The organism is Burkholderia sp. WP9 (assembly GCF_900104795.1).
Lineage (GTDB): Bacteria > Pseudomonadota > Gammaproteobacteria > Burkholderiales > Burkholderiaceae > Paraburkholderia.
Genome location: NZ_FNTG01000001.1, coordinates 4230925 through 4252874, shown reverse-complemented (window position 1 = coordinate 4252874; position 21950 = coordinate 4230925). Strand labels below are relative to the sequence as shown.

General features: G+C 62.4%; 20 protein-coding genes and 1 tRNA gene. 8 read left to right on the top strand and 13 right to left on the bottom strand.

All coding sequences use genetic code 11. From position 1 onward, the window contains the following. Positions 1-3 precede the first annotated feature (3 nt). Entirely contained in the window at positions 4-480 is a 477-nt protein-coding gene (locus BLW71_RS18990; RefSeq protein WP_091798999.1) for an outer membrane lipoprotein, read from the top strand. A 252-nt stretch (positions 481-732) separates the two neighbouring features. Here BLW71_RS18990 and BLW71_RS18985 read toward each other — a convergent pair whose 3' ends face one another. The 7 genes from BLW71_RS18985 to BLW71_RS18955 form a co-directional block, all read right to left on the bottom strand. Then, positions 733-1350, bottom strand: a complete 618-nt coding sequence (locus BLW71_RS18985) for a histone H1-like repetitive region-containing protein (protein WP_091798996.1) — start codon at positions 1348-1350, stop codon at positions 733-735. Between the two features lie 30 nt (positions 1351-1380). Then, the gene (locus tag BLW71_RS18980) at positions 1381-1707 is read right to left on the bottom strand and encodes a hypothetical protein (protein ID WP_091798993.1); all 327 of its coding nucleotides are present in this window, start codon (positions 1705-1707) and stop codon (positions 1381-1383) included. 86 nt (positions 1708-1793) lie between these two features. Then, the gene (locus BLW71_RS18975; RefSeq protein ID WP_091798990.1) at positions 1794-3020 is read right to left on the bottom strand and encodes a ribonucleotide-diphosphate reductase subunit beta; all 1227 of its coding nucleotides are present in this window, start codon (positions 3018-3020) and stop codon (positions 1794-1796) included. A 742-nt stretch (positions 3021-3762) separates the two neighbouring features. Beyond that, on the bottom strand, positions 3763-6768 hold the full coding sequence (locus BLW71_RS18970) for a ribonucleoside-diphosphate reductase subunit alpha (protein ID WP_091798987.1): 3006 nt from the start codon (positions 6766-6768) through the stop codon (positions 3763-3765). Between the two features lie 551 nt (positions 6769-7319). Then, entirely contained in the window at positions 7320-7916 is a 597-nt protein-coding gene (ampD, locus tag BLW71_RS18965; RefSeq protein ID WP_091798984.1) for a 1,6-anhydro-N-acetylmuramyl-L-alanine amidase AmpD, read from the bottom strand. After that, complete coding sequence (locus tag BLW71_RS18960; protein WP_091798981.1) at positions 7913-8239, bottom strand: PP0621 family protein; 327 nt, start codon at positions 8237-8239, stop codon at positions 7913-7915. Before BLW71_RS18960 ends, ampD begins: the two co-directional genes overlap by 4 nt. A 9-nt stretch (positions 8240-8248) precedes the next feature. Further along, positions 8249-9178, bottom strand: coding sequence for a cytochrome C assembly family protein (locus BLW71_RS18955; protein WP_091798978.1), 930 nt, complete (start codon positions 9176-9178; stop codon positions 8249-8251). An 81-nt stretch (positions 9179-9259) separates the two neighbouring features. Here BLW71_RS18955 and ffh point away from each other — a divergent pair, with 81 nt between their 5' ends. Together ffh and BLW71_RS18945 are read left to right on the top strand one after the other, a co-directional pair. Continuing rightward, positions 9260-10627 carry a signal recognition particle protein gene (ffh, locus tag BLW71_RS18950; RefSeq protein WP_091798975.1) on the top strand — a complete coding sequence of 456 codons (1368 nt, stop codon included), beginning with the start codon at positions 9260-9262 and terminating at the stop codon, positions 10625-10627. Between the two features lie 112 nt (positions 10628-10739). Then, a complete protein-coding gene (locus BLW71_RS18945) occupies positions 10740-11291 on the top strand; it encodes a hypoxanthine-guanine phosphoribosyltransferase (RefSeq protein WP_091798973.1) in 552 nt (183 codons plus the stop codon). 188 nt (positions 11292-11479) lie between these two features. Here the strand turns inward: BLW71_RS18945 and BLW71_RS18940 are convergent, their stop codons facing one another. Both BLW71_RS18940 and BLW71_RS18935 read right to left on the bottom strand, forming a co-directional pair. Next, positions 11480-12079, bottom strand: coding sequence for a MarC family protein (locus BLW71_RS18940; protein WP_091798969.1), 600 nt, complete (start codon positions 12077-12079; stop codon positions 11480-11482). A gap of 12 nt (positions 12080-12091) precedes the next feature. Continuing rightward, positions 12092-13828 (bottom strand): proline--tRNA ligase, encoded by a 1737-nt coding sequence (locus BLW71_RS18935; protein ID WP_091798966.1) that lies wholly within the window; start codon positions 13826-13828, stop codon positions 12092-12094. Between the two features lie 304 nt (positions 13829-14132). On the opposite strand from BLW71_RS18935, the gene BLW71_RS18925 reads away from it, so the two are divergent. Next, entirely contained in the window at positions 14133-14873 is a 741-nt protein-coding gene (locus BLW71_RS18925) for an RNA pyrophosphohydrolase (protein ID WP_091798959.1), read from the top strand. Between the two features lie 77 nt (positions 14874-14950). Further along, complete coding sequence (locus BLW71_RS18920) at positions 14951-15508, top strand: CNP1-like family protein (protein WP_091798956.1); 558 nt, start codon at positions 14951-14953, stop codon at positions 15506-15508. 130 nt (positions 15509-15638) lie between these two features. Here the strand turns inward: BLW71_RS18920 and proB are convergent, their stop codons facing one another. The 4 genes from proB to rplU form a co-directional block, all read right to left on the bottom strand. Then, the gene (gene proB / locus BLW71_RS18915; RefSeq protein ID WP_091798953.1) at positions 15639-16757 is read right to left on the bottom strand and encodes a glutamate 5-kinase; all 1119 of its coding nucleotides are present in this window, start codon (positions 16755-16757) and stop codon (positions 15639-15641) included. 69 nt (positions 16758-16826) lie between these two features. Next, positions 16827-17948 (bottom strand): Obg family GTPase CgtA, encoded by a 1122-nt coding sequence (gene cgtA, locus BLW71_RS18910; RefSeq protein WP_091798950.1) that lies wholly within the window; start codon positions 17946-17948, stop codon positions 16827-16829. A 234-nt stretch (positions 17949-18182) separates the two neighbouring features. Then, a complete protein-coding gene (rpmA, locus tag BLW71_RS18905) occupies positions 18183-18446 on the bottom strand; it encodes a 50S ribosomal protein L27 (protein WP_007180330.1) in 264 nt (87 codons plus the stop codon). A 25-nt stretch (positions 18447-18471) separates the two neighbouring features. After that, positions 18472-18783 (bottom strand): 50S ribosomal protein L21, encoded by a 312-nt coding sequence (gene rplU / locus BLW71_RS18900; protein WP_007180329.1) that lies wholly within the window; start codon positions 18781-18783, stop codon positions 18472-18474. A 239-nt stretch (positions 18784-19022) separates the two neighbouring features. On the opposite strand from rplU, the gene BLW71_RS18895 reads away from it, so the two are divergent. The 3 genes from BLW71_RS18895 to BLW71_RS18885 all read left to right on the top strand — a co-directional run bounded on the left by BLW71_RS18895 (position 19023) and on the right by BLW71_RS18885 (position 21937). After that, positions 19023-20015, top strand: coding sequence for a polyprenyl synthetase family protein (locus BLW71_RS18895; protein ID WP_011489900.1), 993 nt, complete (start codon positions 19023-19025; stop codon positions 20013-20015). Between the two features lie 48 nt (positions 20016-20063). Then, positions 20064-20140, top strand: a tRNA-Pro gene (locus BLW71_RS18890). A gap of 234 nt (positions 20141-20374) precedes the next feature. Then, entirely contained in the window at positions 20375-21937 is a 1563-nt protein-coding gene (locus BLW71_RS18885) for a site-specific integrase (RefSeq protein WP_091798947.1), read from the top strand. The last annotated feature ends 13 nt before the right edge of the window (positions 21938-21950 follow it).

Genomic DNA, 21950 nt, shown 5'->3' with positions numbered 1-21950 from the left:
GGAATGAGAACAACGAGTCGCCTGATAGTGGCCGCCTTGATCGCCGGTTCGCTTGCCATGTCGGGCTGTGCGTATAACAGCAGTTCCGCGGACGTGTACACGGCGTCGCAGGCACAGCGGGAAGAAACGGTCCGCATGGGTACGGTCGACAGCGTGCGCGCGGTGAAGATCAGTTCGAACAACGGTCAGCCGAGCGGTATCGGCGCGATCGGCGGCGGCGCACTGGGTGCGGTGGCCGGCAGCAGGATCGGCGGTGGCACCGGCGCGATCGTCACGGGCATCATCGGCGGTCTCGCGGGCGCGATAGCCGGCAACTCGATCGAGAACGGCGTGGCTGTGCACGATGGCCTCGAGATCACCGTGCGGCTCGACAACGGCGACATCCGTGCCATTACGCAAAGCGCCACGGGCGAGATCTTCCGCGCCGGCGAGCGCGTGCGGCTGCTCTCCAGCGGTGGCGTCACGCGCGTCACCCACTAGGTTTCCCCTCTCGCGCGGCGAGGCTTTACGCCGCCGCGGCGACCTCACACGCATGCCCTCCCCTGTGCATGCGTTTTTTTTCGCCTGCGGATTTTGAAGCGCTTCTCGTAGCCGGCGCCTTCACCGGGGCAAAAAAAATCCCGTCGCCAGAAACCCGGCAACGGGACCCTGACCGAGTAGCGCTTGGTCATGCTGCTGAAGCGCTACTCGATCATCGACACACGATACGACGTGCCGAAGTACTTCTACGGCTTACGGACGGCTGCCCGTCGGGAACGGCCATGCCGCTGCCGGGTTCAGCGCGGTCTTCACCGTCGCCGCCGGTGCGCTCGAGACAGAAGTCGCAGCGGGTGCAGGAGCCGCCTTCTTGGCGACAGCCTTCTTCGCAGGGGCAGCCTTCTTGGCAGGAGCAGCGGCCTTCTTCGCGGCAGCCTTCTTGGCAGGCGCAGCCTTTTTAGCGGCAGCCTTTTTCGCGGGCGCAGCCTTTTTAGCAGCAGCCTTTTTCGCAGGCGCAGCCTTCTTGGCAGCAGCCTTTTTAGCCGGTGCAGCCTTCTTCGCTGCAGCCTTCTTGGCCGGCGCTGCCTTCTTTGCTGCAACCTTCTTCACTGCGGCTTTCTTAGCCGGCGCTGCCTTCTTGGCCGGCGCCTTCTTCGCTGCAACCTTCTTAGCCGCAACCTTCTTCACAGCGACTTTCTTGGCGGCGACCTTCTTGGCCGGCGCAGCTTTCTTCGCTGCAACCTTCTTAGCCGGTGCTGCCTTCTTCGCTGCAACCTTCTTCACTGCGACTTTCTTTGCCGGTGCGGCCTTCTTAGCCGGAGCAGCCTTCTTTGCTGCGGGCTTCTTAGCAGCCGCTTTCTTGATAGTTGCCATCATTTTCTCCTTCAGGTTTTCAGATGAGAGTCAGTTCAAACTACACCCTTCGTCAAAACCCGCTTCCCGCGGACGCTTCTCAGGGCGCGCGCTACGAAGCGGGCTATTCATCGGCGTACGCAGGTGCTGCGCGCTTACGCTAATGAATGCGGTAAGGCGCGCCGTGCCACAAGGCACCGCGCGCCAGATCTGATCGGCGTTGATACTCAACGCCGGCAATTGCTTGATCGAGCCGCCGGCGATCGCGCCAGCGGCTTTTTCCGGGGGGAAGTTTGCCCATCCCACTGAAGGGTTCGCAAAGTGCCTGTCATAGTTGTGGGCCGCGAAGGCACGCGGCGCACCGGGCATGCTTTGCATCAGGCGGTTCTGCTCCTAGCCAAAATTGCCGCGGCCCAAGCCAACGGCATCCCCATCAAAGAATGCATCTGCAGCACGAACCCGGATCACTCCCAGGTCAGCGCGCCGCCAGTCTGATATTCGATCACTCGCGTCTCGAAGAAGTTGCGTTCCTTCTTCAGGTCGATCATCTCGCTCATCCACGGGAACGGGTTTTCCTCGTTCGGGTACAGCGGATCGAGACCGATCTGCTGGCAACGGCGGTTGCAGATGAAGCGCAGGTAGCTCTTGAACATCGACGCATTGAGGCCGAGCACCCCGCGCGGCATCGTGTCTTCTGCGTAACGATATTCGAGTTCGACTGCCTGCTGGAAGATCTCGCGGATTTCCGCGCGGAATTCAGCCGTCCAGAGTTGCGGGTTTTCGAGTTTGATCTGGTTGATCAGGTCGATGCCAAAGTTGCAGTGCATCGACTCGTCGCGCAGGATGTACTGGTACTGTTCCGCCGCGCCGGTCATCTTGTTCTGGCGACCCAGCGCCAGGATCTGGGTAAAGCCGACGTAGAAGAACAGGCCTTCCATCACACAGGCGAACACGATCAGCGAGCGCAGCAGCGTCTGGTCTGCCTCGAGCGTGCCGGTCTTGAAGGCCGGATCGGTCAGCACGTGGATGTACGGAATCAGGAATTCGTCTTTCGCGCGGATCGAGGAGACCTCGTGATACGCGTTGAAGATTTCGCCTTCGTCGAGGCCCAGCGATTCGACGATGTACTGGTAGGCGTGCGTGTGGATCGCCTCTTCGAACGCCTGGCGCAGCAGGAACTGGCGGCATTCGGGCGCCGTGATGTGGCGGTAGGTGCCCAGCACGATATTGTTGGCGGCGAGGGAATCGGCCGTCACGAAGAAGCCCAGGTTGCGCTTGACGATGCGGCGCTCGTCTTCGGTCAGACCGTTCGGGTCTTTCCAGAGGGCGATGTCGCGCGACATGTTCACTTCTTGCGGCATCCAGTGGTTGGCACAACCAGCCAGATACTTTTCCCAAGCCCACTTGTATTTGAACGGCACCAACTGATTGACGTCGGTCTGGCCGTTGATGATGCGCTTGTCGGCGACGTTGACTCGCGCTTCCGAAACGGCAGCCGTTCCGGTAGCAGCATGAGCGACGGGAGCGACAGCAATGTCGTTCGCGAATACGTCTTGAGCCGAGGGAGCATGAGGAGCGGAACGCGTTCCGACTTGCGAACCGACAGCCGATCCCGCAGCGTTGCGCAACACATTCTGTTGCGTAGCGCTCGAGGGAGTTACGGCAGTGATCTCGTCATCCCAGTTGAGCATAAATGTCACCATCAATTTAGAACGGTTTGTACCATCTTTTCACGAGCGATAAAAGAGTTCGCTGATGAAAAATCCTGTTTTCGATTCGCGTTGCTACGTTCATACAACACTTTGTTCAACAGAGTGTGTGCGTCACCTCATGTGAAGCGTGTTGAACGAGTGTCGTCGAGGTGCTTCGCGAGCTCGAAGAGCAACGTGTCGATGCGACGTTTCGCTGCTCTATCTATCTGTATTGCGGAGCGTGCTTGTAGCGTCTTGCGATTGCTGACTGCTCACTTGCGTGGCTCGTCGCGTTACTCGTCGCGGTGGCCCGCGCTTGCTTCCCGCTTGCCCTGCGTGTGCTTCGCATGTGCCTCGCATCTGCTGCTTCGTCAGTGCTGGCGAGGTGAAGTTCAATGCCATGTCGAGCGATGCATCGGGCCGGCTGCGTTGATCGACCCATCGATCGAAGCGTTTGCTGCGCGCACTGTGTCGCGCGCTTCGTCTGGTGCTGCCGACTGCTGACTGCCGATTGACCGCGTCACGATGGCCGGGTCACGATGACCGCGTCACGGCTTCAGTGACCTGCGCTGCTTCGCTGCGTTGCGATGAGCGGCGCGCTTCCTGTTTCACTCGCTGCGCCGCTCATCTACTTCACTTCCACTTCACTTCTACTTCTCTTCCATCTGCTTCGCTGCTCGCTGCATGCGGGTCATTACCTACTACCCGTCAGCAAGCAGCGGTCCTGCTGCTTGCCCGCTACTTACTGACAAGCTTCGCACTCGTCGAAGCCAGGGTCGCCCGGACGCATCATGCACACCGGACCATCCGCTTCCGGCGCTGCTTCAACCGCGACTGCTGGCGTGGCCGCTGCAGCCTGAAAGCCACCTGCGGCACCGCCAGCCGCGCCATTGTTCGCACCGAAACCACCTGCCGCGCCGCCCGCTGCACCGCCCGAACCTTCGCCGCCACCCGAGCTCACCGCGTTCAGCGCGCCGTGCGCCACCGTCGATTTCTCGACGTGCGTCGCCGCCATCGTGCGGAGGTAGTACGTAGTCTTCAGACCGCGCACCCAGGCGAGCTTGTAGATCTCGTCGAGCTTCTTACCCGACGCGCCGCCCATGTAAATGTTCAGCGACTGCGCCTGGTCGATCCACTTCTGACGACGCGACGCTGCTTCGACCAGCCACTTCGGATCGACTTCGAACGCGGTGGCGTAGATCGCGCGCAGGTCGGCCGGAATACGGTCGATGCGCGAGAGCGTGCCGTCGAAGTACTTCAGGTCGGCGACCATCACTTCGTCCCACAGACCGCGCGCCTTCAGGTCGCGCACCAGGTAGTCGTTGACCACCGTGAATTCGCCCGACAGATTCGACTTCACATACAGGTTCTGGAAGGTCGGTTCGATGCAGGCCGACACGCCGATGATGTTCGAGATCGTCGCCGTCGGCGCGATCGCGACGCAGTTCGAGTTGCGCATGCCGTACTGGGCAATGCGCGAACGCAGTTCGGTCCAGTCCATCGACTCGCTCGAATCGACTTCGACATAACCGCCGCGCGCTTGCTCCAGCAGCTTCACCGAGTCTTGCGGGAGGATGCCGCGATCCCACAGCGAGCCACGGTAGCTCGAGTAACGGCCACGTTCCTGCGCCAGTTCCGTCGACGCGTAGTAAGCGTAGTAGCAAACCGCTTCCATCGACGTGTCCGCGAACTTGACCGCTTCTTCCGACGCGTACGGCGTGCGCAGCAGATGCAGGCAGTCCTGGAAGCCCATGATGCCCATGCCGACCGGACGGTGCTTCAGGTTCGAGTTACGTGCCTTGGCGACCGCGTAGTAGTTGATGTCGATCACGTTGTCGAGCATGCGCATCGCCACGCTGACGGTGCGCTTGAGCTTGTCGTGGTCGAGCACGAGCGTGCCGTCGGCCTGTTCCTTCAGGTGGGCGACGAGGTTCACGGAGCCCAGGTTGCAGACGGCGATTTCGGCGTCGCTGGTGTTGAGCGTGATTTCCGTGCACAGGTTCGACGAGTGGACGACGCCGACGTGCTGTTGCGGCGAGCGCACATTGCACGGATCCTTGAACGTGATCCACGGGTGGCCGGTTTCGAACAGCATGCCCAGCATCTTGCGCCACAGTTGCGCCGCCGGGATCTTCTTGAACAGCTTGATCTCGCCGCGCGCGACCTTGTCTTCGTAAGCCGTGTATGCCGTTTCGAACTCGGCGCCGAACTTGTCGTGCAGGTCCGGGCAGGTGGACGGCGAGAACAGCGTCCAGTCGCCGCCTTCCATCACGCGCTTCATGAACAGGTCGGGAATCCAGTTCGCCGTGTTCATGTCGTGCGTGCGACGACGGTCGTCGCCGGTGTTCTTGCGCAGCTCGAGGAATTCCTCGATGTCCAGGTGCCACGTTTCCAGGTACGCGCACACCGCGCCCTTGCGCTTGCCGCCCTGGTTCACGGCGACTGCCGTGTCGTTGACAACCTTCAGGAACGGCACGACGCCTTGCGACTTGCCATTGGTGCCCTTGATGTGCGAGCCCAAAGCACGCACGCGCGTCCAGTCGTTGCCCAGACCGCCGGCGAACTTCGACAGCAGCGCGTTTTCCTTCAGTGCTTCGTAGATGCCGTCGAGGTCGTCGTCGACCGTAGTCAGGTAGCACGACGACAGTTGCGAGCGGCGGGTGCCCGAGTTGAACAGCGTGGGCGTGGACGACATGAAGTCGAAGCTCGACAGCACGTTGTAAAACTCGATCGCGCGCGCTTCACGGTCGATCTCGTTGAGCGACAGACCCATCGCGACACGCATAAAGAATGCCTGCGGCATTTCGATGCGCACACCGTCGTGATGCAGGAAGTAGCGGTCGTACAGCGTTTGCAGACCGAGGTAGCCGAATTGCAGGTCGCGGTTGTTGTCGAGTGCTGCGCCGAGGCGCTTCAGGTCGAACTGCAGCAGCTTGTCGTCGAGCAGCTCGGCTTGCACGCCGCGCTTGATGAACTGCGGGAAATATTCGGCGTAACGCTCGCCCATTTCCGTTTGCGTGACTTCCTCTTCGAGGATCTCGCGGCGAATGGTGTGCAGCAGGATGCGGGCGGTGACCTGGCTGTAAGCCGGGTCCTTTTCGATCATGGTGCGGGCAGCCAGGATGGCCGAGTCGTAGACCTGGCTCATCGGCACGCCGTCGTACAGATTCTTGACCGTTTCCGCGATGATCGGATCGGCGCTCACGGCGTCGCCCAGATTCGAGCAAGCCAGTTCGATGACGCCGCGCAGCGCAGCCAGATCGAGCGGACGCGTCACGCCGTTGTCCGTGACGTTCAGGCCCGGCGCGCTGGCGGCCACCTGCTCGTCATGGCCGCGAGCCTGCGTGCGCTTCTCGCGATACAGCACGTACGCACGTGCGACGTTGTGTTCGCCGCCGCGCATCAGCGCGAGTTCGACCTGATCCTGAATGTCTTCGATATGGAACGTGCCGCCGTTCGGGCGGCTGCGCACGAGTGCGCGCACCACGTTCTGCGTGAGTTGTTCGACCAGCTCGCGCACACGCGCCGACGCGGCGCCTTGACCACCGTTGACGGCCAGAAATGCCTTCGTCACGGCGATGGCGATTTTCGACGGTTCGAACGACACGACGCTGCCGTTACGACGGATCACCTTGTAGTCGGCGAAGGTCGCTTGCGGCGCGAGCGCTTGTGCGCCTTGTGCCTGGCCGAAGGCCTGGCCAGTCGGTGAGCCCTCATACCGGGTCGTCACGTTGTCGGTGGTTTGCATGTGCAAAGCTCCTGGTCCTGGAAATGTTGCGGGAAGATCCGCGGATTAAAACGAACGCTGCGCCGCCGCGTGCGCAAGCGATGGGGTGCAGGAAAAAGGCCGGCTAAGCCGGGTGGCGGGATGCGACAGCGATGAAGCCTGATTCGAATTGATAACGGTCTTCGTCGTGTGTGTCGCGATCACTGGCTGAGCCCTTTTCCTGAATGTTTTCTGGATGCCGCCGGTGGTCAATCCGGCCGCGCCACAGGAATTTTTTTCGCTGCCTGGAATGCTTGCGGCGCCATGCTCGGGAGCGGGGCGCCGCGGACTTATACACTCGGTTATGCACTCAGTTATTCACACGGTTATGCACAGCCGAACACAAGATGTAGTGCAGAACCGAATTTCTGGCACCAAGTATAGTGGAGATTCGAGACAGGTCAAATCGTTTTATTTGCTTTCGAAGTCTTGACTTTTGGATAGCGCAACGCGAACAAGGCGCGCAGCCGACTCCCCGGAGAACAAGGCGGCGCCTTGCTCTCCTCGCATCACGCGAAGTCGCGAAAGGGTCGTTACGGCGTTTTGGAAAACTTGAGATAGGGGAAATACTGAGCACTGAGCGAGGTGTCGCGCTGCAGACGCAGCCACTCGAAATGCGGCCCAGGATCGGTCTTGCGACCGGGAGCGATATCCGAGTGACCGGCGAGCGCCTCGACCGGATAGCGCGCCTTCAGCGCGTTCACAAGCGCGCCGAGCGTGCGGTATTGCGCCGCTTCGAAAGGCGTGGTGTCACTGCCTTCCAACTCGATACCGATCGAGAAATCATTGCAACGCTCGCGGCCGAAAAAATTCGACGGACCGGCGTGCCACGCGCGCTCGTTGCATGACACGAATTGCTCGAGGGCGCCGTCTCGATGAATCACGAAATGCGCCGACACCCGCACGCCGCGCAGGTGCGAGTCGTAGTACGGGTGAGCGTCGCAATCGAGCGTGTTGAGGAACAGTTCGGCAATCGCGGTGCCACCGAACTCGTTGGGCGGCAGGCTGATGTTGTGGACGACGATCAGCGTCGGCACGGCCCCTTCGGGCCGCGCTTCGAAATTCGGCGATGGCAGTTTGCGTGCGGCAGCGACCCAACCGTCGGCATCGACGGTGAACTCGACGCTCATCGAGCGTCGCGGCCCGTAGGTCGTGCGCCGTGACGCTGCGCGTGCGCGGCGCTGCAGAACGGCTGCCCCGCCACCACCACGGAATCGCTTTTCGGCGCGTGCACGCCGCATTCGACGCAACGGATCATCGGCTCGGCGAGTTGCGCCGGCGCGGGAGCGGACGCGCGCGCGCCGCCGTTCGAACCATTCGGGCCTTTCGCACCCGCGGCGCCACTGGCGCCGGTACCGCTGCGTTGAGACGCCTGCGCGTCATGACGACGTAGCGCCTTCACCAGCCACTGGCCGACGATGAACAACAGGATCAACAGAAATATTTGTCGCATGGGACACGCTCACACTACAGCACGGTGCAACAGCACCTCGAAAACAAAACGGCTGCCGACGTACGCCAGCAACAGCGCGACGAACGACGCCAGCACCCAGCGCAATGCCGCACGGCCGCGCCAGCCGGAAACCTTGCGCGCGGTCAGCAGCGCGCCGAACATCACCCACGAAAGAATCGCGAACACGGTCTTGTGATCGAGTTGCAACGCACGGTCGACCAGTTGCTCGCTGAACAGAATGCCTGACACGAGCGTGAGCGTCAGCAGGACAAAACCCGCGCCGATCAGCCGGAACAGCAGTTTCTCCAGCGTGAGGAGCGGCGGCAGCGTATCGAGCCAGCTCGACAGCCAGCCGTTGCCCGCCGCGGCCGTATGCCGCTGGGCAATGCCACCGCGCATGGCATGCAGACGCCGCTCGACCAGCAGCATCAGAACTGCGTGCAGCGCCGCGATCGCGAACAGGCCATACGCAATATTGGCGATCAGAAAATGCAGCTTGAACATTGGCGCGGCGGAATACGGCAGCACGCGCACGCCGTTGAACGCCAGCGGCAACAAGGAAGCGATGCAGGCGAGCGGCAAGACCAGCAGGCGCAGACCGTCGAGCGGAAAGAAAAAACTCTCGATCCAGTAGATGCCGGCGCCGAGCCAGAACATGGCCGACAGCGCAAACGCGAAACCGAACACCATCGCGTTCTGAGGAAAGATGGTGGTATGCAGCAGTACGCCGTGAGCGAGCAGCGCCACGAACAGCAGCGCGCGGCCCGAGCCGCTCATGCCCGAAGCGGCCGGCGGTGCCGGCAGAGGCGCCGCGGCGGCCGGCACCGCCGGCACGCTTTCGAGCATGGGGCGCACGGCGGCGTGCCGGTGCGAGCGCCAGCCGGCCACGGCTAAACCGCCGTAGAGGAGCGCAGTGAGGGCATACAGTACAATATCCATATTCGAAGTTTACACTAGGCCCCTACTCCGCGACGTCTTCCGCTTCGCGCGCTGCCCGGGCCGCACTGTTCATCGCTCCCCATGCTCGACAATCTGACTCAACGGATGGCGCGCGTCGTCAAGACGCTGCGCGGCGAAGCCCGGCTCACCGAGGCGAACACCCAGGAAATGCTGCGCGAGGTGCGTCTCGCGCTGCTCGAGGCCGACGTGGCGCTGCCCGTCGTGCGCGAGTTCATCGCCAAGGTGAAGGAAAAGGCGCTCGGCGAGGAAGTCATCAGCAGCCTGTCGCCCGGCCAGGCGCTGGTTGGCGTGGTGCAGCGCGAGCTGACCGCGATCATCGGCGGCGACTACGAAGGCAAGGCGGTCGAACTCAACCTCGCCGTCACGCCGCCGGCCGTCATCCTGATGGCGGGCCTGCAAGGCGCCGGTAAGACGACCACCGTCGGCAAGCTCGCCAAGCTGCTGCGCGAGAAGTACAAGAAAAAAGTACTGACCGTGTCGTGCGACGTTTACCGCCCTGCCGCTATCGCGCAGCTGAAGACGGTGACCGAGCAGGTCGGCGCGGACTTCTTCCCGTCCGAGCCGGATCAGAAGCCGGTCGACATCGCGCGCGCCGCTGTGGATTGGGCCAAGCGCCACTATCACGACGTGCTGCTGGTCGACACGGCCGGCCGTCTCGGTATCGACGAAGCGATGATGAAGGAAATCACCGCGCTGCACACCGAGCTGAAGCCGGCGGAAACGCTGTTCGTAGTCGACGCGATGCTCGGCCAGGACGCGGTGAACACCGCCAAGGCGTTTAGCGACGCGCTGCCGCTCACCGGCGTGGTCCTCACCAAGCTCGACGGCGACTCGCGCGGTGGCGCGGCGCTCTCGGTGCGTCACGTCACGGGCAAGCCGATCAAGTTCGTCGGCGTCGCGGAAAAGCTCGACGGCCTCGAAGTCTTCTACCCGGACCGCATGGCGAACCGGATTCTCGGCATGGGCGACATTCTCGCCCTCGTCGAAGAAGCACAACGCGGCGTGGACGTGCAGGCCGCGCAGAAGCTCGCCGACAAGGTCAAGAAAGGCGGCGACTTCGATCTGAACGATTTCCGCGCGCAACTCACGCAAATGAAGGGCATGGGCGGCCTGTCGTCGCTGATGGACAAATTGCCCGCGCAATTCCAGCAGGCGGCCGCCGGCGCCGACATGGGCCAGGCCGAAAAGCAGATGCGTCGCATGGAAGGCATCATCAATTCCATGACGCCGCTGGAGCGCGCGAAGCCCGATCTGATCAAGGCCACGCGCAAACGCCGCATTGCCGCGGGCGCGGGCGTGCAGGTGCAGGAAGTCAACCGCATGCTGAATCAGTACGACCAGATGCGCACCATGATGAAAAAGCTCAAGGGCGGCAATCTGCAAAAGATGATGCGCGGGATGAAGGGCATGTTGCCCGGCATGCGCTAAGCTTTAGCAAGACGGCGGCGCGCGGCTGACTTCAGCTTGTGCGGGTTTGCTCTGTACCGCGCGCCGCCGATCTCACTCACACTATGTATACAGTTACCGCCCGTCAGACGTCATGAACCGCGAAGAAGCCCTCCACATTTTTAGCCACTCCGAAGAAATCGTTTCGGCCGAAGACGTCAACGCGTCGATCAGCGGCATGGCGGCCGCCATCCGCGACGAGATGAGCGAGGACTTTCCGCTCGTGCTGTCGGTCATGGGCGGCGCGGCGGTGTTCACCGGCATGCTGTTGCCGCACCTCGATTTCCCGCTCGAGTTCGACTACATCCATCTGACCCGTTACCGCAACACCACCAAAGGCGGCAACGAGATGCAATGGCGCGTGGCGCCGGCGGAGTCGGTGAAGGATCGCGTCGTGCTGGTACTCGACGATATTCTCGACGAAGGCGAGACGATGGCCGCGATCCGCGACCGTATCCTCGCCATGGGCGCGAAGCGCTTCCTGAGCGCGGTGCTGTGCGAGAAGATCATTCCGAAGGCCAAGCCGCTGCGCCCGGATTATTGCGGGTTCGAAGTGCCGGACCGTTATGTGTTCGGCTGCGGCATGGATGCGAAGGGTTACTGGCGTAACCTGCCCACGATTCGCGCGCTGACCGAAGGCGCGTAAGTTGCCTGATTTTCTCGCCGCCGCGTGGTGTATCGCGGGGTGACGAGGAGACGAAAAAAGCGGCCCTCACGGGCCGCTTTTTTCATGGGAGATCGCGGCGCACTGCGCTGTCCGCGTTGTGTTGTGTTGCGTTGCGTTGCGCTAAGAGTTGCGAGGCGCGGATTCCTTCGCGCGACAGCGAGCGCCTTTCAAAGTTGATGCACGAACGACCGGATACCTCCGAGCATCATCTCAACTGAAATCGCCACCAGCACGAGGCCCATCAAGCGTTCGAAGGCCATCATGGCACGCTCGCCGAGCCACGCCTGAATGCGCTCCGCCAGCATTAGCACGATCGCGCAGACGACCATCGTGACGGTTAGCGCGCCAATCCACTCGAACATCTTGCCGGGCGCCTGGGATGTCAGCAGCATCACGGTGGCAAGCGCCGATGGTCCCGCGAGCGCCGGAATGGCGAGCGGCACGATCAGCGGTTCTCCGCCACGCGTGTCGCCGCCGAATGGACCATCCGGATGCGGAAACACCATTCTGAGCGCAATGAGGAACAGCACGATCCCGCCACCGATACGCAGCGACTGGTCGGTCAGGCTCATCATGCGCAGAAAGCCGTCGCCGACCACCATGAAGATCAGCAGGATCGCAAAGGCGATCGCCACCTCGCGGAGAATGACGATCGTGCGCCGCTTCGGCGACACCCCGCGCAGACAACTGATAAAGAGCGGAATGTTGCCGAGCGGATCCGTGATCAGAATCAGCAGGACGGTCGCGGACAGGAAGGTGTACTCCACCGTCCGCTCCGCTTAGCGCGCCAACGCTGCGCGAACCTTCGCGATCACCGCTTGCGCGGCCTCTTCGACCGGCAGCAGCGTCGCCTCGGTGTCGCGGCGGCCCTGGTATTCGAGCTTGCCGTCCTTGAGGCCACGGTCGCCGATCACGAGACGATGCGGCACGCCGATCAGCTCCCAGTCGGCGAACATCACGCCGGGGCGCTCCCCACGGTCGTCGAGAATCACGTCGATGCCCGCTTCGACCAACGTTGCGTACAGCCTGTCGGCCGCTTCGCGCACGGCTTCGCTGCGGTCATACCCCATCGGGCACAGCACGACTTCGAACGGCGCGATCGATTCCGGCCAGATGATGCCCTTGTCGTCGAAATTCTGTTCGATCGCCGCGCCCAGAATACGCGTGACGCCGATGCCGTAGCAGCCCATTTCCATCGGCCGCGGCTTGCCGGTTTCGTCGAGGCACGTTGCGTTCATCGCTTCGGAATACTTGGTGCCGAGCTGGAACACGTGGCCCACTTCAATTCCGCGGCAGATGTCGATCACGCCCTTGCCGTCCGGCGACGGGTCGCCCTTTTTCACGTTGCGAATGTCTGCGACGACCGGTTCCGGCAGATCGCGGCCCCAGTTCACACCGGTGGTGTGGTAGTCCACCTCGTTCGAGCCGACCACGAAGTCGCTCATGTTCGCGACCGTGCGATCCGCCACGACCTTGACCGGCTTCTTCGTGTTGATCGGACCGAGGTAACCCGGCGGCGTGCCAAAGGTTTCGATGATCTCAGCCTCGGTCGCCATGCGGAAGTCGGCCAGACCCGGCAGCTTGCTCGCCTTGATCTCGTTCAGATCGTGGTCGCCGCGCAGCATCAACAACCAGATGGTCGGCTCGGCGCCTTCGTTTTCCGTGGCGAGGATGATCGACTTGATCGTGCGTTCGAGCGGAATATTCAGCAGCTCGGCCACCGCCTCGCACTTCGCCTTGCCCGGCGTGGCGGTCTTCTTCATCTCCTCGGCCGGCGCCGCGCGTTCCGCGTAGAGCGGCAGCGCTTCAGCCGCCTCGACGTTCGCGGCGAATTCGGAGGTCGGGCAATAGGCGATCGCGTCTTCACCCGTCTCGGCGATCACGTGAAATTCGTGCGAACCGCTGCCGCCGATCGAACCGTTGTCCGCCGCCACCGCGCGGAAGTCGAGGCCGAGGCGCGTGAAGATGCGCACGTACGCGTCGTACATCTTGCGATACGACTCGCGCAGACCTTCGATGTCCTTGTCGAACGAGTACGCGTCTTTCATGATGAACTCACGGCCGCGCATCACGCCGAAACGCGGACGGATCTCGTCGCGGAACTTTGTCTGGACCTGATAGAAGTTCACCGGCAACTGGCGATAGCTCTTGATCTGATTGCGCGCGATGTCCGTGACCACTTCCTCGTGGGTCGGCCCCAGCACGAAGTCGCCTTGCCTGCGATCCTTGAAGCGCAGCAGCTCGGGACCGTATTTTTCCCAGCGGCCCGATTCCTGCCACAGCTCGGCCGGCTGCACCGACGGCATCAACAACTCGATCGCGCCTGCCCGATTCATTTCTTCGCGCACAATGGCTTCCACCTTGCGGATCGAGCGCAGGCCGACCGGCAGGTAGTTATAGATACCGCCGGCGACACGCCGGATCATGCCGGCGCGCACCATGAGCTTGTGGCTGACGATCTCTGCGTCGGCGGGAGCTTCTTTCAGGGTACCGATAAAGAAACGGGAAGCTTTCATTCAGATTTTCCAAAAGCGGCGGCTCCGGAGGGACCGCCCGAAAGGTGAAAACGGTGGGGGAATCGGCACAGACCCGGCTCAGAGCCGGCACGGTTCGCCTGACATCGGCACACGCGCTACCCGAGCGCGATGCCGAAGCCACCGCGCAAAGCCTTTGCACAAGGGATAAGGCACGGAAAGACTGTCAGGCTACCGCAAACGCGGGCCTTTTGCGGCGAATCGTTCCATTCTGGTGCGAATCGGTGCGTCGGGTCCGTTATCTGTTTATAATCAAAGCAATTTTAAAGGATTCGAAGGTGGTTGTATGCTGGATCGTGAAGGCTTTCGCCCGAACGTCGGCATCATCCTCTTGAACGCGCACAACGAGGTGTTTTGGGGCAAACGGCTCCGTGAACATTCCTGGCAGTTTCCGCAAGGGGGCATCAAGTACGGAGAGACCCCCGTGCAAGCGATGTATCGGGAGTTACACGAAGAAACCGGGCTGCTTCCTGAGCACGTCAAGGTGATCGGTCGCACGCGCGACTGGTTGCGTTACGAGGTGCCTGACAAGTTCATCAAGCGCGAAGTACGCGGTCATTACCGCGGCCAGAAACAAATCTGGTTTTTGCTCCGGATGGTTGGACGCGACTGCGACATCTGCTTGCGCGCCACCGACCACCCTGAGTTCGATGCATGGCGCTGGAACGAGTACTGGGTGCCGCTCGACTGTGTGATCGAGTTCAAGCGGGATGTATATCAGTTGGCGCTGACGGAGCTATCCCGTTTCATGCGCCGGGCTGCGCCGCGTGCGGAAAAACCTGGCGGGCACCATGGGCCGCGTTATCCCCGGATAGCGTCGTCAATGGAAAGTCCGCCGGATTCCACGGTAATGACGGTGACTTCTGTGACCACCGTCAGTATCGAAACATCGGTTCACGTAGCGATCGCGTCCGATTGCGGTCCGGGTTCCGGGGCAACGGCGGAAGTAGGCGCTGCGCCGGAACACGAAGACGAATCGGCAGGCGAAACGGCCGGCTCGTTGTTCCGCCCGGGCATGCGCAATTAACAACTCTGTGCGGCTGTCCACGCCGCCTCTCCCTGGCGCGGCTCGTCGAGCCGCGCCAGTGCTTCGAGGAAATCATATTGAAAGCACTTGCTCTCGTCGTGGCGTGCGTCGCCACCGGCGCCCTGCTGGCTGGCTGTTCGAGCGCCGGCAAACCTACCAATAAAGACGACAGCGCGTTCACGTATTTGCTGGACCGCCAAGGCAACTGGGTAGAGAACAAGGTGGACACGCTCCCCCCGCTGCCGCAAGACTCGAATCTGCTGCCTTTCGAAGTCTCCGGCAATACGCCGTTGCAGTTCGCGGTCGACCGGAATTCGCTCAGCGTCGGAACGGACGGAGTGGTTCGCTTTACCGTCGTCGTGGCAAGCCCGAGCGGCGCTCGTAACGTAATCTACGAAGGGATTCGCTGCGACACGTATGAGTGGCGCCAGTATGCGGGCCTGAATTCGGATCACGACGGCTGGGACACGACGGTCGCGAACGATTTCACGCGCATCGAGAACGGCGCGCTGAACGCCTATCAGGCGGCGCTGTATCAGGATTATCTGTGCGCGAACAAGATGCCGATGGGGAATGCGAAGTCGATTCTGGAGAACATCCGGTACAAGCGTACGGCGAGTTCGTTGATTCACTGAGGCGCTTTGCTGAGCGCGCTTTGAATTTGAGCGCGCTTAAGTCGTAGACAAGAAAAAGCCGCTCCAGCTTCCGCTGGAACGGCTTTTTTGTTTGCCGTGCTTGTGTGCGCGCCCTGCGCCGGTTACTAACTTAGACCAGCACCAGGTTGTCGCGATGAATCAGCTCCGGTTCCAGCATATAGCCGAGCACCGACTCGATTTCGCCACTCGGACGACGTTGAATCAGCTTGGTTTCAGCACTGCTGTAGTTCGTCAGGCCGCGCGCGACTTCACGCCCCGCGGCGCTCAGACAAGCAATCACCTCACCGCGCGCAAACGCGCCCTGAACGCCGACGATGCCAATGGGCAGCAGGCTCTTGCCGCCTTCGGTCAGTTTTTCGACCGCGCCGTCGTCGATCACGACATGGCCGCGCACTTGCAGGTGATCCGCCATCCATTGCTTGCGCGCCGCCATCCGTGCGGTGCGCGCGATCAACTGCGTGCCGATCGCCTCGCCTGAGGCCAACCGTGACAACACGTCCGCTTCGCGCCCGCTTGCGATGACGGTATTTGCGCCACTGTGGGCCGCGCGCTTGGCGGCGAGAATCTTGGTCAGCATGCCGCCGCGCCCCAGACTCGAGCCCGCGCCGCCCGCCATTGCTTCGAGTTCCGGCGCGCCGGCATCGGCCTGCTGGACGAGCGTGGCGGCCGGATCCTTGCGCGGGTCGGCGGTGAACAGCCCTTGCTGATCGGTGAGGATGACGAGCGCATCGCCCTCGATCAGGTTCGCGACGAGCGCGCCTAACGTGTCGTTGTCACCGAATTTGATTTCGTCGGTGACGACCGTGTCGTTCTCGTTGATGATCGGCACCACACCCAATCGCAGAAGCGTGAGCAGCGTGGAGCGTGCGTTCAGATAGCGTTCGCGGTCGGCCAGGTCGGCGTGAGTCAGCAGAATCTGCGCGGTCTGGATGGAATGCTCGGCAAAGCGGCTTTCGTAGACCTGCGCGAGGCCCATCTGCCCGACGGCCGCGGCCGCTTGCAGTTCGTCGATCTCGCGTGGCCTTTTGGTCCAGCCGAGCCGTTGCATTCCTTCGGCGATGGCACCCGAACTGACGAGCACCACTTCCTTGCCTTGCGCGCGCAGGGCGGCAATCTGTGCGGCCCAGCGGCCGATAGCAGCATGATCGAGGCCGCGCCCGTCATTCGTGACGAGGCTCGAACCGACTTTCACTACCAATCGCCGTGAATCTGCGATGACGGAACGCATTGTGCGCGGTCTCCAAGATGACGCGTGACGCAGACCGGCAGCCCGTTCGGGCGCCGGCGCTCGAGCTTCTTATTCCTGCGGGTCGATGCTGGCGTTGTCCGCCGCGGGCGGGGCTTCCGGCTTGTCGCGAAAACGTACGTCGGCGGCGAGATCCTCGGCTTCAGCCGCGCGCTGCGCGTCCGAATGCGCGGCGATGTGGTCGAACACCGCATAGCAAAGGCTTTCACAACCCTGCCCGGTCAACGCCGAGATTTCGAACACCGGACCGTCCCAACCGAAGCCTTCGAGGAATGCCGACACACGCGCTTCGCGCTCGTCTTCCGGCACCATATCCAGCTTGTTCAATACCAGCCAGCGCGGCTTTTCATACAGCAACTCGTCGTACTTGCGCAGTTCGTTGACGATCGCCTTGGCTTCCGCGACCGGATCGACCGATTCGTCGAACGGTGCGAGGTCGACGATGTGCAGCAACAAGCCCGTGCGCTGCAAGTGACGCAGGAACTGATGGCCAAGGCCCGCGCCTTCCGCCGCGCCTTCGATCAAGCCAGGAATGTCCGCAATAACGAAGCTGCGGCTCGGCCCGACACGCACCACGCCGAGATTCGGCGCGAGCGTCGTGAACGGATAATCGGCGATCTTCGGCCTTGCGTTCGACACCGACGAGATAAAAGTCGACTTGCCGGCGTTCGGCATGCCGAGCAGGCCGACGTCCGCCAGAACCTTCAGCTCTAGGCGCACCATGCGGCGTTCGCCCGGCTTGCCGTCTGTCTTCTGACGCGGCGCGCGGTTCGTGCTGGACTTGAAATGCAGGTTGCCGAGACCGCCCGCGCCGCCCTGAGCGATCTGCACGCTCTGGTTGTGCTCGGTCAAATCGGCGATCAGCTCGCCGGTCTCCATGTCTGTGATGGTGGTGCCGACCGGCATGCGCAGCGTAATGTCGTCGCCGCCCTTGCCGTAGCAGTCCGCGCCGCGGCCGTTTTCGCCGTTGCGCGCCAGGTGTTTCTTCGCGTAGCGATAGTCGATCAGCGTGTTGATGTTGCGGTCCGCGACCGCGATCACGCTGCCGCCCCGCCCGCCGTCGCCGCCATCCGGGCCGCCGAACGGAACGAATTTCTCGCGGCGCATCGACGCGCTGCCATCCCCTCCGTCGCCGGCGATGACTTCAATCCTCGCTTCGTCAATGAACTTCATGCGTAACTCCGTCCCGTGGTGTGCTGCCAGATAGTGCTGCTAAATTTGGTTGCTACTGGATGATGCTATTTTGCCGCGCCCGCCGGGCGCTGATCAATCGGCCGAACAGCATAGGCGCGCGGCATGAGCGCATGCATGACGCCCATCTCGTCCGGCAAAAGCCGCCGGAATAAAAAAAGCCCCGCTAACTTCGCGGGGCCTTTTTCCGGTCCTGAAGCCCGTGCCTGAGTAAACTCAGACTGCTGCCGGGACGACGTTGACCATGTGCTTCTTCGCTGCGCCCTTCGTCGAGAAATTGACGTGGCCGTCCGTCAGCGCGAACAAGGTGTGATCCTTGCCGATACCGACGTTTTCGCCCGGGTGCATACGCGTGCCACGTTGACGAACGATGATGCCGCCAGCGTTGATAGCCTGACCGCCGTAGACCTTCACGCCAAGGCGTTTCGATTCGGAGTCGCGGCCGTTGCGGGATGATCCGCCTGCCTTTTTGTGTGCCATTTGATTTGCTCCTTAACCGGTGCGCTTACGCGTTGATCGCGTCGATGCGCAGTTCGGTATAGTTCTGGCGGTGGCCGCCATGCTTCTGGTAGTGCTTCCGGCGACGCATCTTGAAGATGGTCACTTTTGCGTGACGACCTTGCGACACGACGGTAGCCTTGACGGAAGCCCCACTGACCAGCGGCGTACCGAACTTAATCGATTCGCCTTCGCCCACTGCGAGGACCTGGTCGAGCGTGATTTCAGCGTCAATGTCTGCCGGTATCTGTTCTACTTTAAGTTTTTCGCCGACGGCAACTTTATACTGCTTGCCACCGGTTTTTATGACCGCGTACATTGAGAACCTCACTCTGTGTTCATTTTTCCCACGCACCGCGCGCGGAAACCCGTGATTATACATAGAGTTAGCTGCTCGGTCAAAACTCATTGAGCGCCGCCGCGCCGAGCGCCCGGCGCCTTGCCGCACGCCCCGGCGCGCGGCTCTGCCACAGCCCCGGAACGCGCCGCGCCGCAGCCTGCGACCCGGAACTGTCGCGATTCGCCTTATAATTCGCGGCACTACCCAAATCAGCCATCATGTCGTCGACCGCCACCCCCTCCTCCAACGCCGCCAGCCTGCTTGCTCCGATCGCCGAAGACATGCAGCAGGTGAATCGCGTCATTCGGCACCGTCTTGCGTCCGACGTGATGCTGATCAACCAGATTTCCGAGTACATCATCAGTGCCGGCGGCAAGCGGCTGCGGCCCGCGCTGCTGTTGCTGGTGGCCGGCGCGCTGGGTGAAACCACAGGGCACCGGCACGAACTGGCGGCGGTCGTCGAATTCATCCATACGGCTACGCTGCTGCACGATGACGTGGTCGACGAATCCGACCTGCGGCGTGGTCGCCAGACCGCCAACGCGCTGTTCGGCAACGCGGCGAGCGTACTGGTGGGCGATTTCCTGTATTCGCGTTCGTTCCAGATGATGGTCGGCGTGGGCAAGATGCGCGTCATGGAAATTCTGTCCGAGGCGACCAACATCATCTCCGAAGGCGAAGTGCTGCAACTCCTCAACATGCACGACGCCGACGTGGATGAAGCCCGCTACATGCAGGTGATCCGCTACAAGACCGCCAAGCTGTTCGAGGCCGCCGCTCAACTCGGCGCCGTGCTGGCCGGCTCGGACGCGAAAACCGAAGCGGCCGCGGCGGAATTCGGCCGGCGCATCGGCACCGCGTTCCAGATCATGGACGACTGGCTCGACTACACGGGCACGGCGGAATCAATGGGCAAGAACGCCGGCGACGACCTTCGCGAAGGCAAACCCACGCTTCCGTTGATCTATCTGATCGAACGCGGCACACCGGAACAATCGGCGCTCGCGCGGGAAGCAATCGAACAAGGCGGCACGGACCGGTTCGACACCATTTTCGAGGCAATCACGCGTTCCGGCGCGCTGGATCACACGCTCGAATGCGCGAAGCAGGAAGCTCAGGCAGCCGCAGCAGCAATTTCTTCGTTTCCTGATTCCATTTTCAAAGATAGCCTGCTAGAATTATGTTCTTACTCGACGGCAAGACAGTCTTGAACGAGACTGAAACGCTGAGTTAGTCTGAATCGAGTTCGCAGTACAAATCGGGGTGTAGCTTAGCCTGGTAGAGCGCTACGTTCGGGACGTAGAGGCCGGAGGTTCGAATCCTCTCACCCCGACCAGAATTATCCTTGTGAATCAAGGACATCAAGCCCAGCACTCGCTGGGCTTTTTTGTTTCCGGTCCGAATCTGCGCCAAACCTGCGCCAGCGACCCGACCGCGTGCCCCTATCGCGCGCCGCCTCGCCCGCATTCGATACCCGCCGGTCTGTGCAGCGCCGATAACTAAAATTTTAGCGGTGCAGTCACCGGCGGCGGCCGTCACTACACGTAGCTCCACTTATTCAGGAGCTGCCATGGCTGCCGTCTCGAACCGCTCGAAGTATCTCGTCACTGTCCCCAACAAGGACGCGCTCGCGCGCGCCTTTCCTTACTCGGCCCGTGCCGCCGTCGAAGCCTATGTCGCGACGCTGCGCGCGGACGGCGAGCGCCCGCGCGTGTCCCGTGCCGACGACTGCTTCGAGGTCCGTATCCGCAACAGGGGTTTTCCGGACCTGCACACCACCGTTGCCTCCGCCGATGAAGCCGACACGCTTATCGCCTTCATCGCAGGACAGCGCGCCATTGGCCTGTATGTCGACTACGCAAAGGCGCTCAAGCTCAACTTCGCCGACCTGCTCATCCGCTATCTGAAGGAAGAAGCGCCCCGCCATGCGAGCTTCGAGATAGTCGCCTACAAAATCAACGCGCTGCTCGAGGATGCGGGCCTGCCACGCCTCGACCCGGGCGACATCGTGCGCCAGCATCCGGCTCCGCACCCCAGGGTGAAGGCCCGCCCCCCGCGACGCCCCACCGGCAAGACGATGCGCACGCCGACCGTCAACCTGGCGTGGCTGCACCGCCCGTTCGCCCAGCTGATGCCCACGGATATCAATGACTACATCGACGAGCGCTGCCAGTGGGTCGAACCCGCCACCGTCGACCGCGAGGTCGATATTTTTTCGGCCGTCTGCACGCTGGCCATCAAGACCTGGCGCATCGAGGTGGCGCGCTCGCCGATGGACGGTGTCAAGCGGCCCCGCTATTACAATGAGCGGGACCGGCGGCTGAAGCCCGGCGAGGAGGACCGGCTGCTCGACGCCGCACGCGACGAAGACCGCCGGCGCTCGATTGCCCGGCGTCTGGAGGAACTGATGACCGACGCGCGCACCGACGCCGAGCTCGCCCATACGGTGCGTGAACAGAAGGCCATCATCGCGGCGGCGCGCGCCCGCTTTCTGCCCGAAGCCGAAGCGACGTACACCCACGTGCCACTGGTTGAGACGCTCGTCCAGTTTCAGCTCATGACCGCGGCACGCCGCGGCGAAACGCTGTCGGCACGCTGGTCCGACGTGGACCTGGACGGGCGGACCGTCTTCCTCCCCGAGACGAAAAACGGCCGGCCGCGCAAGCTGCCAGTGCGCGCCGAACTGGCCGCCCTGCTCGACAGCCTGCCCCGTACGGACGGGCGTGTGTTCCCGCTGGGCGCCGACCACCTGCGGAAAATCTGGGCGCGGCTGTGCGCGGCGGCCGGCATCGACGACCTGCATCTGCACGACCTGCGCCATGAAGCGATTTCGCGCGTCGCCGACACCGGCACCATGTCGCTGGTGGATTTGCAGGCGTTTTCGGGGCACCTGGACACACGCATGCTGCTGCGCTACGCGCACCTGTGCGCGAAACACCTCGCGCTTCGGCTGGACGCGGCGTTTGGCGCAGCGCCGCCGGTGCACCGCGGCCTGCGGCGCCTGCCGAGAGGTGGCGACCTGACGCTTACGGACCTGGTCCGCGAAAGCGCGGTCACAGCCGACGATGCGGACGTCGACGGGCTGCCGGACAACGTGCTGCGCTTTCCCGGCCCCCGCACGGCGCATGCGTGAAAGGCAGGCAACC

What these genes read in the sequence shown, in the direction of transcription:
- ffh (WP_091798975.1), top strand. Translation starts at nt 9,260, where the DNA reads ATGCTCGACAATCTGACTCAACGGATGGCGCGCGTCGTCAAGACGCTG.
- ampD (WP_091798984.1), bottom strand. Translation starts at nt 7,916, where the DNA reads ATGAGCGTCGAGTTCACCGTCGATGCCGACGGTTGGGTCGCTGCCGCA.
- rplU (WP_007180329.1), bottom strand. Translation starts at nt 18,783, where the DNA reads ATGTACGCGGTCATAAAAACCGGTGGCAAGCAGTATAAAGTTGCCGTC.
- rpmA (WP_007180330.1), bottom strand. Translation starts at nt 18,446, where the DNA reads ATGGCACACAAAAAGGCAGGCGGATCATCCCGCAACGGCCGCGACTCC.
- BLW71_RS18990 (WP_091798999.1), top strand. Translation starts at nt 4, where the DNA reads ATGAGAACAACGAGTCGCCTGATAGTGGCCGCCTTGATCGCCGGTTCG.
- BLW71_RS18970 (WP_091798987.1), bottom strand. Translation starts at nt 6,768, where the DNA reads ATGCAAACCACCGACAACGTGACGACCCGGTATGAGGGCTCACCGACT.
- BLW71_RS18925 (WP_091798959.1), top strand. Translation starts at nt 14,133, where the DNA reads ATGCTGGATCGTGAAGGCTTTCGCCCGAACGTCGGCATCATCCTCTTG.
- cgtA (WP_091798950.1), bottom strand. Translation starts at nt 17,948, where the DNA reads ATGAAGTTCATTGACGAAGCGAGGATTGAAGTCATCGCCGGCGACGGA.
- BLW71_RS18895 (WP_011489900.1), top strand. Translation starts at nt 19,023, where the DNA reads ATGTCGTCGACCGCCACCCCCTCCTCCAACGCCGCCAGCCTGCTTGCT.
- BLW71_RS18885 (WP_091798947.1), top strand. Translation starts at nt 20,375, where the DNA reads ATGGCTGCCGTCTCGAACCGCTCGAAGTATCTCGTCACTGTCCCCAAC.
- BLW71_RS18960 (WP_091798981.1), bottom strand. Translation starts at nt 8,239, where the DNA reads ATGCGACAAATATTTCTGTTGATCCTGTTGTTCATCGTCGGCCAGTGG.
- BLW71_RS18935 (WP_091798966.1), bottom strand. Translation starts at nt 13,828, where the DNA reads ATGAAAGCTTCCCGTTTCTTTATCGGTACCCTGAAAGAAGCTCCCGCC.
- BLW71_RS18975 (WP_091798990.1), bottom strand. Translation starts at nt 3,020, where the DNA reads ATGCTCAACTGGGATGACGAGATCACTGCCGTAACTCCCTCGAGCGCT.
- BLW71_RS18980 (WP_091798993.1), bottom strand. Translation starts at nt 1,707, where the DNA reads ATGCAAAGCATGCCCGGTGCGCCGCGTGCCTTCGCGGCCCACAACTAT.
- BLW71_RS18945 (WP_091798973.1), top strand. Translation starts at nt 10,740, where the DNA reads ATGAACCGCGAAGAAGCCCTCCACATTTTTAGCCACTCCGAAGAAATC.
- proB (WP_091798953.1), bottom strand. Translation starts at nt 16,757, where the DNA reads ATGCGTTCCGTCATCGCAGATTCACGGCGATTGGTAGTGAAAGTCGGT.
- BLW71_RS18985 (WP_091798996.1), bottom strand. Translation starts at nt 1,350, where the DNA reads ATGGCAACTATCAAGAAAGCGGCTGCTAAGAAGCCCGCAGCAAAGAAG.
- BLW71_RS18955 (WP_091798978.1), bottom strand. Translation starts at nt 9,178, where the DNA reads ATGGATATTGTACTGTATGCCCTCACTGCGCTCCTCTACGGCGGTTTA.